The organism is Binatus soli (SeqCode), assembly GCF_050015535.1.
Taxonomy (GTDB): domain Bacteria; phylum Desulfobacterota; class Binatia; order Binatales; family Binataceae; genus Binatus; species Binatus soli.
Map to the genome: position 1 here is coordinate 205,650 of NZ_JBEKBF010000002.1, position 12,478 is coordinate 218,127.

13 protein-coding genes are annotated in these 12,478 nt (G+C 61.2%); 7 read left to right on the forward strand and 6 right to left on the reverse strand.

Annotated features, from left to right (window positions below; genetic code table 11):
* Nucleotides 1-54: 54 nt before the first annotated feature.
* Together ABR989_RS02475 and ABR989_RS02480 are read right to left on the reverse strand one after the other, a co-directional pair.
* Nucleotides 55-1,260, reverse strand: coding sequence for an acyl-CoA dehydrogenase family protein (locus tag ABR989_RS02475; protein ID WP_428125518.1), 1,206 nt, complete (start codon nt 1,258-1,260; stop codon nt 55-57).
* Nucleotides 1,261-1,360: 100 nt separating this feature from the next.
* Nucleotides 1,361-2,956: an ice-binding family protein gene (locus ABR989_RS02480; protein ID WP_428125520.1), complete on the reverse strand. Its 1,596-nt coding sequence runs from the start codon at nt 2,954-2,956 to the stop codon at nt 1,361-1,363.
* Between the two features lie 249 nt (nt 2,957-3,205).
* On the opposite strand from ABR989_RS02480, the gene ABR989_RS02485 reads away from it, so the two are divergent.
* The gene (locus ABR989_RS02485; protein WP_428125522.1) at nt 3,206-3,670 is read left to right on the forward strand and encodes a hypothetical protein; all 465 of its coding nucleotides are present in this window, start codon (nt 3,206-3,208) and stop codon (nt 3,668-3,670) included.
* Between the two features lie 87 nt (nt 3,671-3,757).
* Here ABR989_RS02485 and ABR989_RS02490 read toward each other — a convergent pair whose 3' ends face one another.
* From ABR989_RS02490 to ABR989_RS02500, 3 genes are all read right to left on the reverse strand, one after another.
* The gene (locus ABR989_RS02490) at nt 3,758-4,003 is read right to left on the reverse strand and encodes a hypothetical protein (protein ID WP_428125523.1); all 246 of its coding nucleotides are present in this window, start codon (nt 4,001-4,003) and stop codon (nt 3,758-3,760) included.
* Between the two features lie 228 nt (nt 4,004-4,231).
* The gene (locus tag ABR989_RS02495) at nt 4,232-5,299 is read right to left on the reverse strand and encodes an alpha/beta fold hydrolase (RefSeq protein WP_428125524.1); all 1,068 of its coding nucleotides are present in this window, start codon (nt 5,297-5,299) and stop codon (nt 4,232-4,234) included.
* On the reverse strand, nt 5,286-5,753 hold the full coding sequence (locus ABR989_RS02500; protein WP_428125525.1) for a hypothetical protein: 468 nt from the start codon (nt 5,751-5,753) through the stop codon (nt 5,286-5,288). Before ABR989_RS02500 ends, ABR989_RS02495 begins: the two co-directional genes overlap by 14 nt.
* Nucleotides 5,754-5,970: 217 nt before the next feature.
* Between ABR989_RS02500 and ABR989_RS02505 the strand changes: the two genes are divergently transcribed.
* Nucleotides 5,971-6,810: an alpha/beta fold hydrolase gene (locus ABR989_RS02505; protein WP_428125526.1), complete on the forward strand. Its 840-nt coding sequence runs from the start codon at nt 5,971-5,973 to the stop codon at nt 6,808-6,810.
* Between the two features lie 10 nt (nt 6,811-6,820).
* On the opposite strand, the gene gloA is transcribed toward ABR989_RS02505, so the two are convergent.
* Nucleotides 6,821-7,204 carry a lactoylglutathione lyase gene (gene gloA / locus ABR989_RS02510; RefSeq protein ID WP_428125527.1) on the reverse strand — a complete coding sequence of 128 codons (384 nt, stop codon included), beginning with the start codon at nt 7,202-7,204 and terminating at the stop codon, nt 6,821-6,823.
* Between the two features lie 197 nt (nt 7,205-7,401).
* Between gloA and ABR989_RS02515 the strand changes: the two genes are divergently transcribed.
* The 5 genes from ABR989_RS02515 (at nt 7,402) to ABR989_RS02535 (ending at nt 12,471) form a co-directional block, all read left to right on the forward strand.
* The gene (locus ABR989_RS02515) at nt 7,402-8,586 is read left to right on the forward strand and encodes an acyl-CoA dehydrogenase family protein (RefSeq protein ID WP_428125528.1); all 1,185 of its coding nucleotides are present in this window, start codon (nt 7,402-7,404) and stop codon (nt 8,584-8,586) included.
* Between the two features lie 42 nt (nt 8,587-8,628).
* The gene (locus ABR989_RS02520) at nt 8,629-9,816 is read left to right on the forward strand and encodes an acyl-CoA dehydrogenase family protein (RefSeq protein WP_428125529.1); all 1,188 of its coding nucleotides are present in this window, start codon (nt 8,629-8,631) and stop codon (nt 9,814-9,816) included.
* Between the two features lie 191 nt (nt 9,817-10,007).
* Complete coding sequence (locus ABR989_RS02525) at nt 10,008-10,745, forward strand: esterase/lipase family protein (RefSeq protein ID WP_428125530.1); 738 nt, start codon at nt 10,008-10,010, stop codon at nt 10,743-10,745.
* Nucleotides 10,746-10,809: 64 nt separating this feature from the next.
* Nucleotides 10,810-11,634 carry an alpha/beta fold hydrolase gene (locus ABR989_RS02530; protein ID WP_428125531.1) on the forward strand — a complete coding sequence of 275 codons (825 nt, stop codon included), beginning with the start codon at nt 10,810-10,812 and terminating at the stop codon, nt 11,632-11,634.
* 15 nt (nt 11,635-11,649) lie between these two features.
* Nucleotides 11,650-12,471 (forward strand): enoyl-CoA hydratase-related protein, encoded by an 822-nt coding sequence (locus ABR989_RS02535; RefSeq protein ID WP_428125532.1) that lies wholly within the window; start codon nt 11,650-11,652, stop codon nt 12,469-12,471.
* Nucleotides 12,472-12,478: the final 7 nt, after the last annotated feature.

Here is a 12,478-nt window from a genome sequence, read left to right on the forward strand (position 1 = left end):
ACCCGCCGGGCCGCCCTTCGTCGATTACCGCTCAGTTGGAACGTGAAAAGGTGACTAGCCCTTGGGTAATCCGAGCACGCGCTCGCCGATGATGTTGTGCTGGATTTCGCTGGTGCCGCCGGCGATCGTCAGCGCCCGCGACGCGAGCATCCGATACAACCACTTGCCCTTGTCCAGCGCATGCGGCGCCTTGAATTCCATCTGGCTGTACGGCCCCAGCATCTCCATCGCGAAGTTGTTCATGCGCAAGTTAAGTTCGCTGGTGCATAGCTTGAGCAGCGATCCCTCGGGCCCCGGCGGCAGACCCTTGAGCCGGCGCGTCAGTTGCCGAAAGCCGGTGTAGCGCAGCGCAGCCGCCTCGCACGCGAAACCTCCCAGCTTCTGGCGCACGCTGGTGTCTTCCCACGCCGTGTGTCCGTTGCTGCGAATCGTCTTGACCAGCTCGACCATCTCCTTGACCTGGCCCATCAGGTCGCGCCCGCCGCCGATTCCCGACCGTTCGAACATCAGCGTGGTGATCGCGACCTGCCATCCCTGGTTTTTCTCGCCGAGAAGATTCTTCTTCGGCACCTTCACGTCCTCGAAGAAGATCTCGTTGAAATTCGCGTCGCCTGTGATCTGCACGAGCGGGCGCACGGTCACGCCGGGACTGTGCATATCGACCAGGATGTAGCTGATCCCCTTATGCTTGGGCGCATCGGGATCGGTACGGACCAGCAGGAGACACATGTCCGCGTGATGCGCGTCGGAAGTCCAGACCTTCTGGCCGTTGACGATAAAGTAGTCGCCTTCCTCAACCGCGCGCATCTTCAGGGAGGCCACGTCGGAGCCCGCGTCCGGCTCGGAATATCCCTGGCACCAGAGCTCTTCCGCCGAAAGAATTTTCGCAACGTGGCGCTTCTTCTGCTCCTCGGTGCCCCAATGAATGATGGTCGGACCGGCCAGCATGATACCCAGTCCGTTGACCAGCATCGGCGAGTCAACTTTCGCGAGCTCCTCGTTGTAAATGATTTGCTGCGTGAGCGTCGCGCCGCGGCCGCCGTACTCCTTGGGCCAGCCGATTCCGACCCATCCGCCCGCGTGCATCTTCTTGTGCCACTCGACCCGTCGCTTCCAGTCGTCCGGGCTGCCTTCGCTGACATCTTCGCGCAACAAGCCGCCACCATCTTCGGGCTTCCCCGCCTTGGGCAGGTTGGCATGGAGCCAGCTGCGAAACTCCTCGCGAAACGCCTCGTCCTCGGCGCTGAAATTGAAATCCATTAGTGCCTCCGATAGGGACCGCGTGATGCGCACCTGGCCGCGCTCACGACGAGCGTCAGCCGGCGGCTGCGGTCCCTAATGAATGATATCCCGAGCCGCCCTAACCCCCCGGAGTAGCCTCACCCGGGCAGGTACAACCGTAAACTGTAGTCCCATCCAGTGAAACCGAGCCGGTGTCCGCCAGCAGTCTACCGTTCACTATTGTGTCAGTAGCCACCGTGATTGATGCATAGGCCATTATGCTTCCGTCGAATGTACTGTCAGTTCCAAGAGTCGCTGTACCGCCAACCAGCCAAAAGACGTTGCAAGGATTGGCGCCGTTTTCCAAGACAAATCCTGTACCAGTTCCCGTGGTGAGTGAAGTGCCTACGGACTCTGCTTGGAAGATCCAGACAGCACTCGCCCCCTCGGCTCCGGCGTCGAGCGTGAGGTTCCCTGACGTTAGTGAAAATGTAGTGGCGGCCGCATTTGCCGTATAAACACCGGGACCGAGGGTCTGCCCGCCTAATTCTGCGGGTATTGAGATCGGGGTATATGAAGCGGCGACAAGTTCCGCCGCCCCCTTAATAGCCTGGCCATTCAATGCGGCGGCGGCATCCCCGACGGTCTCGGTGTCTGTGAACCCGGTCACCGTCGGGCCTCCAGTTATGCTGGTCCCCGCACTCACCCCAAGATTTCCATTGATCTGGGTAGTAGGGATGGTGGTAACCGATAGGGCAGCCAGAACCGCGTAATTGCCTCGGGGGCTGGGTTCCGGAGTCGGACAAAGCGCCAGCGGAGCTACTATAGCCCCAGTCGGCGTTGCCGTGGGCGTCGCTGTAGTGGTAGCTGTCGCAGTTGGTGTTGCGGTCGCAGTTGCCGTTGCCGCTGTCGCGGTCGCAGTCGCCGTAGCGGTTGCGGTTGCGGTTGCGGTTGCCGTCGGAGTCGGACTCGCGGTGGCAGTCGCGGTTGCGGTTGCCGTCGTGGCGGTGGCGGTCGGGGTGGCGCTCGCGGTCGCAGTAGCCGTCGCGGTCGGGGTCGGGGTCGGCGGGATAAACACGCTCTTTACGCCGAAGGGGCAGGTGCAGACGCCCTGACCGGTACCCAACCTAATGATATCGGCGCACGCTTCCGGCAATCCTTCAAAGAGTTCCGCCGGAGCCGGAACATCGGCCTGGAACGCGGTTTCGGTGATCTGGGTAACCTGTATGTGGTCGGCCCAAGCCACCAGTTCCGAACCGGGTTTCAGCGTCAACCCGGTGCCCGCCGCGGTTGGATCGCAGCAGACGTTGGTGCTGGGGTCGCAATACACGTAATCGGCCGGATGTCCCGGTGTGGAATTTGGTAAGCTCGACAGAATACGGATCGAGCCGTCGTGGATGAGGGTACCTACCGCCACCGGGTTGTTCGCCAATTGGGTGTTGATGTTGAGGGTCAACAGAGCATCCGCGGTCAGCGGGCATCCGCAGCAGGCCTGCATCGCCTGCTCGGTATTGAAGACGTAGATGTTCGCGCAAGTTTCGCCCTCTAGCGCGTAGGGGGCCGTGGCCGTTGGATCTCCCTCGAGGGGAGCAATGATATTGACGTAGGCCTGTCCGCCAAGGGGGTAGCTGGCGTTGCTGAAATAATTCTGCAACTCCGTCCCGTACTCTTCGGGCTCTGCCGCCGCCATGCCTGACCACGCGAACGTCGCGATGGCCGCGGCCAGCAGGATCATCGTGCTTGTGCTCAGAACTCTATTAGTTGAAAGCATATAGTCCCCTTGTTCGTTCCGGAGCACACGAACCAACGGCATAACTGAGCGCCATCCTGCGCCAGACAGCTTAGATTACTGGAAGTAGATAGCATCAAATTTGTCACATTGCGAGCACCAAATGTGAAAAACTTGTCACGCCGAGATGCAGGAGCGGGGCCTCTGCTTGCGCGTTTTCGGGTAACGAGTAGATTGGTCGTTCGTACTCACGTCATGCGACGCAACCCCGGCCCCTTCGAGCCATTCATTTACATCCTCCAGACGCCAATCATGTTTCGCGTGGTCGGTTTGGGCGGGCTGCTCCTGTTCACCATTATCGTGCTTTCAATCGCATTCGAGCACAGCGCGGGCGCCGCGGTCTTCGGGCTCGCGTTGATGGGCGCGTTGTGGTTCGAGGCAAGCGCCAACGTCTGCCGGCGATGCCGCTTCTACGGGACGTGGCATTGCCTGGGGCAGGGGATGCTAGCGTCGAAACTGTTTTCGCGAATCGACGAGCGGCTGGGCGAGCCGGGAACGATGCTGCACGGCGCACTGTTGGCCGCCTACTTGATTTACGGGCTGTTCTGGCTATGGCATGCGCCGATGCTCGGATTCATTTTCACGCTCTGGGTTCCGATTGCGCTGGTCACCGCGACCGCGCCCGCGGGCTTCTCGTGGCGCGCGTTGAAGCCGAGCTAAAGCAGCCCGATTGTTCCCCTTCCCATAATGGGAAGGGGAATGATCGTGACTTGCCCTTCCTTCGCAAGGAAGGGGACCAGAGAGCGGTTATTCGAGGCGCCAGAGGGAACGGGCGGCGTTGGCGGAGCGCTCGACGAACTTCTTCCCGTACTTGATCTGCGCCTCGAAGATGGGAGCGAGCCGAGTTTCCTTGGCCCACTGGGTGGCGGAAGCCTGGAAATCGATCGCCTGGTTGGCGACTTTCTCGCTGGTGTCGATATACCACGCGGCGAACTTCTTCGCGCGCTTGACGCTCAGCAGGTTGCTGCCCAAATTGCTGATACTCTCGACCACTCCCGAATCATGCGGTTTGTGTGCTGAGTGTGTCTCTTTGTGTTCTGAGTGTGTGTGTTCTGAGTGTGTGTGTTCCGACATATCTTTTTCTCCTGATTTTCGGCGCGACGCGAGCTCGCCGGTTGTTTTACTAAGGTTAACCATCGATTCTGATTTTGCCCGTTTCTTTGTCGGCTCCGCGACGACAGCGGCGGTTTTACGCTGCCCGGTTCCCCGGTGTGATCGTTTTCAGTCATCGCGGGCTTCCAGCCAGTTCGCGATTTGGGGCCACAGGCGCTTGAGCGAGCCGGAACTGATTGCCGCGCCCATGTGGCCGGTTGGAAAGTGCAAATTCTGTTTGTCGGCGCTCGACACGAGTCCGGGGAGCGGCTCACTGGACAGTGGATTGACGATATCGTCGAGGTCGCCGATGACGTTGAGCAGCGGCGACACGATGCGTTTGAGGTCCGCGATGGTATCGCCCACTTTCATCGCGCCCTTCATCAGAGAGTTTTCGCGCCACATCTCGCTGGTCTCGAGAAATATCCGTCCCGCCATCGGAACGTCGCTATGAAGCCATCGCTGGAACAGCCAGAACGTGTCGATGTGGCCGGGGCGCGACGAGTTGCGGTATGCGCCGACGAACTTGTCGAACAGGTGGTAGGTGGGCGCCAGCGCGTTGAAGCCGGAGTAGAGCATCCAGGCCGGCGCGTTGCCGTACATCTCGACGATCATCCGGGCGCTGCGCGCGGTCATCGCAGCCGTCAGATGCTCGATGGGCAACTGACGGACGCTGGTGTCGAGCGGAATCGTCAACGAGACGAGATTTTTCACGTTGGCGCTGTGGATCGCGCTGTAGATCAAGCCGAGCAGCGCGCCGAAGCAGTAGCCGATGATCGAAACCTGTTCGATGCCCGCATAAATCTGAATGGCGCGAACCGCGTTGGCGATATCGATGTTTACGTAGGCGTCGAAGCCGCGCCATTTGTCGCTGGGCCGGGGCGGAATCCAATCGATCAGGTAAACGTCGAAACCCTGGCGGACGAGAAACTCGATGACGCTGCGGCCGGCCTGGAGGTCGAGGATGAAGGGGCGCTTGATGAGCGAATAGATGAGCAGCAGGGGCACGCGATGCTGCACCCCGGCGCCGCGCGCCTCGTAGTGACGCAGGCGGACCAGGCCCGACTCGTAGATGACGCGCGAGCGCGTTGCGGGCGGAGGGTCGTCCATCGTTGCGCCGAAGCCGGTGCGAAACGCCTCGAGCGTGCGCATCGTGCCTTCCATCCAGAGCGAAGCGATCTCGTTAATGGCCGACATCTTTAGCGATCCCCGCCACGTCTTTCCCCGGCCATTGCGGCCACCCCGGGAATTGGTAAGCGCTGGATTTCCGCGCCGCCGCCGGCGATTTCACCGCGTCACGCTCGGCGACCGCGTCGCGAAGTTCCTCGCGCATCGATCGAACGTCGATTCGAATCGCTTCGACATCGCTCGCCGACGGCAGGCCGACTGCCGGCCACAGGGCGGCGAAGAAGGCGCCCGCGACGGCCGCGTTGAACCGCTGCCATCGAAGCACGATGTCGATTGCGCCGCCGAGCACATTGCCGACGGCGGGACTGGTAAAGAGCCGATTGGTCACGTCGTTGGCGGCGCCGACGGCGGTGTCGTACGCCTTCCAGGCGATTTCATGAACTTGGCGATCGATCCCGCTTTCCGAAAAAGAAGAGTCGTTGGAATTCAGGTTTATCCTTGTGTCGCCGTTGTTATGAGCCATCGCAGATACCCCTGATTCGGTGAAGGCGCGTCATTCTTGGTTCTGTAAGTTATGCTAATATCAGAGATATGTCAAGGATTAGATATATTTAAGTCTGTCGCGGAGGTGACAAAAGCCGCAAATCGGGAAAATCCATTCGCGACAATCAGAGCGTTTATGGTACGAGAAGGCGGGCGCTCCGCTCGGGTGACCGGCTGAACCGGGCGGGGAAAAAAAGATGGCATCGGACAAATCCATTAACGCGAACGGTCTTCGGCTTCATTATGTAGATTACGGCAACGACGGCGCGCCGTGGGTCGCATGCGTGCATGGGCTGACCGGCAACGCGCACAACTTCGACGCGCTCGCGCCTCATCTGACGCCGAGGTATCACGTGATTTCGGTTGACGTGCGCGGCCGCGGCGACAGCCAGTGGGGTCCGCCGACGGAATATATCCCGCAAAATTACGTGACCGACCTGGCGCGGATGCTCGAGGAATTAAGCATCGCGCGCGTGAGCCTGATTGGCACCTCGATGGGCGGAATAATCTCGATGATGTACGCGGGAGGATGGCCGGAGCGAGTCGAGCGGCTCGTACTGAACGATATCGGTCCCGAGATCGATCCCGCGGGAGCGGCGCGAATAGCGAGCTATGTCGGCGAGGCGCCCGAGCGCTTCAAAGACCTCGGCGAGGTGGTGAAGTACTACAAGGAGAATTATCCGCCGATGGCGAAGCTGGCGGACAGCATTGTCGCCGAACAAGTGAAATGGTCGGTCAAGCCGGGGGCGGAAGGCGGCTTGATTTGGAAGATGGATGCCAACGTGCGGCGGCCGCTTCGCGGCGGGACCGCGTCCGCGCAGCAGCGGTTCGATTTGTGGGTGCCGTACGCGCGGATCGCGTGCCCGATTCTGATCGTGCGCGGAGCGGACAGCGATGTCCTGGCCGGCGCGACGGCGAGCCGGATGTGCATGGTGCACAAGCGGGCGAAAGCTGTCGAGGTGCCGGGAGTAGGGCATGCGCCGTCGCTGACCGAGGCGGAATCGATCGGGGCGATCAAGGAATTTTTCGGGCTGTGAGAGAAGGCGCTTACTTTCGCTGTATCAGCTCGATCTTGTAGCCGTTGGGATCCTCGATGAACGCGATGGGAGTGGTGCCGTGCTTCATCGGGCCGGGCTCGCGCACGACGTTGACGCCCTTGTCCTTCAAGTCGGCGCAGGTTTTGTAGATGTCGTCGACGCCGAGCGCGATGTGTCCGTAGGCGGTGCCGATTTCGTACTTTGAGGTTCCCCAATTCCAGGTCAACTCGATGACCGCGGTTTCTTTCTCGTCGCCGTAGCCGACGAAGGCGAGGGTGAACTCGCCGCCGGGGAAGTCGTGCTTGCGCAGGAGTTTCATCCCGAGCTTGCCGCAGTAGAACTCGAGCGACTCGTCGAGGTTGTTCACCCGGAGCATCGTGTGCAATAGGCGCATGCGGTTATCCAATCGTTCCCGGAGTCCGACTTTCCGTAATCGCGAAAGTATTGTCAAACGGCCCCGTGCCTTTGCAGAGCGCGGGTCGAATGTTTTAAGTTCAAGCGCGAAGACGCCCTGCGGTCAGCGCGGAGATCGTCATAGCCGGTACAGGATAGCCGGTACAGGCCATCGAGCCGCGCCAGGAGAAATGCGCGATGGATTTCAATTTTAATCCCGAAGACGAAGCGTTCCGGATGGAGTTTCGCGCGTGGCTGGACGCCAACAAGCAGTTTGCGCCGCGCTCGCGCGAGATGTTGATGGCTGAGGGCAAGAACGCGTTCGAGGAGCAGAAGCGCTGGGCCAGGAAGATGGCCGAAGGCAGATGGCTCGCGCCTAACTGGCCGGTTCAGTATGGAGGGCGCGGCGCCGGTATCCTGCAGACGATCGTCTATAACGAGGAACTCGCGCGGGCGGGCGTCGCGGCGCCGATGATCGGGATGGGCACCACCATGTTCGGGCCGACGCTGTTGCATTGGGGGACCGAGGAGCAGAAGCAGCGCTTCATCCCGCCGATAATGAAAGCCGAAGAAGTCTGGTGCCAGGGATATTCCGAGCCGGGTGCGGGGTCCGACCTGGCCTCGCTGCAGACGCGCGCGGTCGAGGACGGCGATTACTTCGTCGTCAACGGGCAGAAAGTGTGGACGACGATCGCGCAGTACGCCGACTGGATCTTCCTGCTGGTGCGTACCGATCCCGACGCGCCCAAGCATAAGGGAATCAGCTACCTGATGGTCGATATGCACAGTCCCGGGGTGACGGCCCGGCCGCTGGTGCAAATCACGGGCAACAGGGGTTTCAACGAGGTTTTTTTCGAGGACGTGCGGGTGCCGAAGAAAAATCTGGTCGGCGAGAAGAACCAGGGCTGGCAGGTGGCGATTACGACGCTGATGTTCGAGCGATCGGGCGGCGGCGGCGATCGCGGCGTGCTTATGCAATGCCATGAGCTGGTGGAGCTTGCGAAATCGCTCCCGCGCAACGGCGCGTCGGCGTGGGATGACGCGAGCGTGCGGCAGAAAATCGCGGAGTTCTACTGCGAGGCGACGGCGCTGCGTTACACCGGCTATCGGCAGCTGACGCGCCGGCTGAAGGGAATGCCGCCGGGGCCGGAAGGATCGATGATGAAGCTATGCGGCACGGAGCTGAACTTGCGCATTCAATTGTTCGCGATGGAGTTGCTCGGGCCGTACAGCCAGCTCGAATTCAACGCGCCGTTCGCAGTTGACAAGGGCAAGTGGTCGTTCAGGATGCTGGCGGCGCGCGGCGGCACGATTGCGGCGGGCAGCAATCAGATACAACATAATATTATCGGTGAGCGTGTGCTCGGACTGCCCAAGGGCTGAGGCGCGCGCGAGCCGGGAATCAACGGAGAAGGCATTCAATCGATGGATTTCAACTACACGCCGGAAGACCAGGCGTTTCGCACCGAAGTGCGCACCTGGCTCGAAGCAAACAAGAAATTCGCTCCGCCGCCGAGCAATATCATGGCCGACGAGGGCGAGGGCGACTGGGAGGCGCGGGTCAACTGGCACAAGAGGCTCAACGAGGGCGGCTGGGTGGCAGTCAACTGGCCCAAGGAATACGGCGGGCGCGGCGCAACCGTCATGCAGCGGCTGATCTATCGGGAAGAACTGAGCCGGCTCGGGCTGAACGAGCCGATGATCGGGATGGGAATCAACCTGCTCGGTCCTACGCTGATACATTGGGGGACCGAGGAACAGAAGAGAAATCATATTCCGAAAATTCTCAAAGGCGATGAAGTCTGGTGCCAGGGATACTCCGAGCCGGGCGCGGGCTCCGACCTCGCATCGGTGCAGACGCGTGCGGTTGACGATGGCGACGACTTTGTCGTCAACGGACAGAAGACGTGGACCTCGATTGCGCAGCATGCGGACATGATCTTCGCGCTGGTGCGCACCGATCCCGCCGCGCCCAAGCACAAGGGAATCAGCTACCTGCTGATCGATATGCACAGCCCCGGCGTAACCGTGCGTCCGCTGGTGCAGATGACGGGCGGCAAGGGCTTCAACGAAGTTTTCTTCGAGGATGTCCGCGTGCCGAAAAAAAATATCGTCGGCGAGCGGAACAACGGCTGGCAGGTCGCGATGACCACGCTGATGTTCGAGCGCGGGGGCGGCGGCGGCGAAGGCTTGATGGGCGAGGTCTATGAGCTGGCGAGGCTCGCCAAGCGCATCCCGCGCAGCGGTGATGGTTCAACGGCGTGGGACGATTCGAGCGTGCGCCAGAAAGTTGCGGAGTTCGCCGCCGAGGCGCAGGCGCTGCGATACACCGGCTATCGGCAGCTGACGCGCCAGTTGAAGGGACTGCCGCCGGGGCCGGAAGGCTCGATGATGAAACTGTGCGGCACGGAGCTCGCGCTCAAGATTGCGATTTACGCGATGGAGCTGCTGGGGCCTTACAGCCAGCTGGAATTCAACGCGCCGTTCGCGGTCGACAAGGGCAAGTGGTCGTTCAGGATGCTCGCGGCGCGCGGTCCCACGATTTACGCCGGGACAAATCAGATCCAGCACAACATTATCGGCGAGCGCGTACTGGGTCTGCCCAAGGGCTAGCGCACAAGAAAATCGAAGAGCGTCTTTGCGTGCGTGATGCCCGCATCACGCACGTTTTTTTTCACTTTTCACTTTCCACTGTTCACCGTTCACACATATTTCGCCCGAATGACTTTACTGTTACCGCATTTCGTGGCAGTGTCGCGCGAACGCACGCGTAAGAGGTTAAGAAACACAGATTCGCAACCGGCATGCTGCTGCAACTTACCGTCTCCGCCTACTTCGACTTCCTCCAGCAGTTCGCTTCGCTGGTTCGCGACCCGGTCGGCTACGGCGTCGGAGTGCCGCGCGGCGACGGCCGTCCGGTACTGCTGATTCCAGGATTCACCGCGGGCGATTGGTCGCTCGGCACGATGGCGCGATGGCTGGGGCGCGTCGGATACCGTCCGTATCTGTCGGGAATCGACCTCAACGTCGGATGCCCGCGGCGCAAGATGGAACTGGCGGGATGGCGGGTGGAAAAGATCGCGCGCGAATCCGGCCAGCGCGTGACAATCATCGGGCATAGCCTGGGCGGCATACTGGGCCGCGCAATCGCGGCGGCAGACCCCGGAAACGTGCGTCAGGTGGTGGCGCTTGGCTCGCCGATTCGCGACGGATGGACGGGAGTACACGATCGAGTCCGTCCCGCGCTGCAGGCGATCCAGTCGTTCTGGCAGACGTTTTCCGACGAGCCCGAGGACTGCGGCACGTCCGAATGCTCATGCGCATTCGTCGCCGCCGTGTTCGCGCCGACCCCGGAAAAGAGCCGCTTCAGCGCCATCTACACGCGCCGCGACGAGATCGTGCAATGGCAATCGTGCATCGACGATGCGGGATCCAGTTTCGAAGTCTCGGGACTGCATGCGAGCTTGATAGTCAATCGCGAGGTCTACCGAATCCTCGGGTCGATCCTGGCAGAAGCCCCGGGCGAGAGCGCCGCCGCTTGAACCTTACCCGCCCGTAGTTCTATTCATCGTACGGAGAAATTCCCGGCAAAAGGAGATTTCCAACGTGGCAGTTCGCGATTTCGCCGAGACCAAGGACGGCCTCAAGCTTCGCTACGAGATTCGAGGGGATGGCGAGCCGGTCGCGCTCATCATGGGATTCAGCGGCTCGGGGCGGGCATGGGGCGAGCCATTTCTGAAACCGATGGAAGCGCGGTTCAAGATTTTCGTCATCGACAATCGCGGCACCGGCGAGAGCGACAAGCCCGACGCCGAGTTTACGCTCGGCGACATGGCTGCGGACATCGCCGCGGTGCTGGACCGTGCGAAGACTCCGCGCGCGCATATTTTCGGAATCTCGATGGGCGGGATGATCGCGCAGGAATTCGCGCTTAAATATCCGGCGCGCACGCGCGGGCTGGTGCTCGGATGCACCAACTGCGGCGCGAGCCATTCGATCCCGGCCGATCCGGCGGCGATAGCCAATCTGATGCCGGTGCCCGGAATGGATCCGCTCGAGCAGGCGCGGCGCGCATTTTCAGTGGCGTGCGGAAAGGCGTTTCTGAATTCGGCGGCCGGGCAGGCGACGCTCAACCAGGCGATCGCGGAGATGGGCAACTACCCGCTGACGCCGATGCATACTTTCATGCGGCAGGGACAGGCGATTGGCGGATTCGACAGTTTTGGACAACTTGGACAAATCAAGTCGCCGACACTTATTATTCACGGTGACGACGATGCGATAGTGCCGTATCCGAACGCGGAGGTTCTGCACGGCGCGATAGCGGGTTCGAAGAAGCATACGCTCAAGGCCGTGGGCCACATGTTTTTCTGGGAAGCGCCGGAGGAAACCGCGCGCGTGGCCGGCGACTTTCTGGCAGCGGTGAAGTAACCGCCGGAGACTCAGATGGCGAACTACGAAACCCTCATTTACGAAAAGGCCGAGGACAAAATCTACCGGCTGACGCTCAACCGGCCGGAGAAGCTCAACGCGCTGTCGCAAAAGCTGCTCCAGGAACTCGACTCCGTGATGGACGAGTACGAGTCGAATCCCGATGCCAGCGTGCTGATAATCCGCGGCGCCGGGCGCGCGTTCTCGGCCGGCTACGACTTGCAGGGCACGCAGCATCCCGGCGCAACGTTCACCGTCACCAACGATCGGCTCGGCCTGCACAAGACGATCGAACGATGGCAGCGGCTGTGGTCGATTAATAAACCCACGATCGCGCAGGTACACGGCTACTGCCTGGCGGGCGGCACGGAGTTCGCCGGTCACTGCGACATCGTGTTCGCCAGTGAGGATGCGCAGTTCGGGCATCCCGCGGGCCGCTCGCTTGGTATCCTGCCGACGATGTCGATGTGGCCGGTGCTGATGGGCCCGCGCAAAACGAAAGAGTATTTCTTCACCGGCGACTACATGTCGGCAAAAGAAGCGCTCGAATGGCACCTGGTCAATCGCGTCTTCCCCAAGGACAAGCTCGAGGAAGAGACAATGAACTATGCGCGCCGGGTCGCGATGGTGCCGGCGGAGTTGCTGATGCTGCACAAGGCGGCGGTGAATCGCTATCTCGAAATCCTCGGGATTCGGGCGGCCGAGCAGTCGGCGGCCGACATCGACGTGATCGCGCATCAGACCGACACGGTGAAGAACTGGATGAAGGCGAGCCGCGAGAAAGGCCTCAAGGGCGCACTTACGGATCGCGACCGTCCATTCGCCAAGAAAGCCTGACGCGTAT

Bases quoted from the DNA above. Each gene is read 5' to 3' on its own strand.
- ABR989_RS02475 (WP_428125518.1), bottom strand. From the start codon at position 1,260: ATGGATTTCAATTTCAGCGCCGAGGACGAGGCGTTTCGCGAGGAGTTT.
- ABR989_RS02480 (WP_428125520.1), bottom strand. From the start codon at position 2,956: ATGATCCTGCTGGCCGCGGCCATCGCGACGTTCGCGTGGTCAGGCATG.
- ABR989_RS02485 (WP_428125522.1), top strand. From the start codon at position 3,206: ATGCGACGCAACCCCGGCCCCTTCGAGCCATTCATTTACATCCTCCAG.
- ABR989_RS02495 (WP_428125524.1), bottom strand. From the start codon at position 5,299: ATGTCGGCCATTAACGAGATCGCTTCGCTCTGGATGGAAGGCACGATG.
- ABR989_RS02500 (WP_428125525.1), bottom strand. From the start codon at position 5,753: ATGGCTCATAACAACGGCGACACAAGGATAAACCTGAATTCCAACGAC.
- ABR989_RS02505 (WP_428125526.1), top strand. From the start codon at position 5,971: ATGGCATCGGACAAATCCATTAACGCGAACGGTCTTCGGCTTCATTAT.
- gloA (WP_428125527.1), bottom strand. From the start codon at position 7,204: ATGCGCCTATTGCACACGATGCTCCGGGTGAACAACCTCGACGAGTCG.
- ABR989_RS02515 (WP_428125528.1), top strand. From the start codon at position 7,402: ATGGATTTCAATTTTAATCCCGAAGACGAAGCGTTCCGGATGGAGTTT.
- ABR989_RS02520 (WP_428125529.1), top strand. From the start codon at position 8,629: ATGGATTTCAACTACACGCCGGAAGACCAGGCGTTTCGCACCGAAGTG.
- ABR989_RS02525 (WP_428125530.1), top strand. From the start codon at position 10,008: ATGCTGCTGCAACTTACCGTCTCCGCCTACTTCGACTTCCTCCAGCAG.
- ABR989_RS02535 (WP_428125532.1), top strand. From the start codon at position 11,650: ATGGCGAACTACGAAACCCTCATTTACGAAAAGGCCGAGGACAAAATC.